Source organism: Streptomyces beijiangensis, from assembly GCF_017315755.1.
GTDB classification, from domain to species: Bacteria; Actinomycetota; Actinomycetes; order Streptomycetales; family Streptomycetaceae; genus Streptomyces; species Streptomyces beijiangensis.
Map to the genome: position 1 here is coordinate 1 of NZ_JAFLRJ010001419.1, position 345 is coordinate 345.

Below are 345 nucleotides of genomic sequence, written 5' to 3' on the forward strand. Positions count from 1 at the left end.
GTCGTACGGAGACTCACCGGGGAGGACGGTGAGGGGGAGGCGTTGGGTGGCGTGAGTGCCCACCGGCTCGGGGGGTACCGGCTGCGGGCCGCGGCCGCTGTGCCGGAGCGGGATCTGGAGGCCGTGGCCGCTGTGGGCGGGCGGTTCGTCTGTCCCGGGGATCAGGAGTGGCCCCGGCAGCTCGACGACCTGGGCGATGCCAGGCCCATCGGGCTCTGGGTGCGGGGCCGCCCCCATCTGCGGATCTGGGCGCTGCGGTCCGTCGCGGTGGTGGGGGCCAGGGCGTGCACGCCCTATGGGGCGCACATGGCGGCGTCCCTGGCGTCCGGGCTCGCAGAGCGGGGG

General features: G+C 76.2%; 1 protein-coding gene. It reads left to right on the forward strand.

The window, feature by feature from the left end:
- The coding region (locus J0695_RS42085; protein ID WP_206970071.1) for a DNA-processing protein DprA at window positions 1-345 on the forward strand (345 nt) is incomplete at both ends.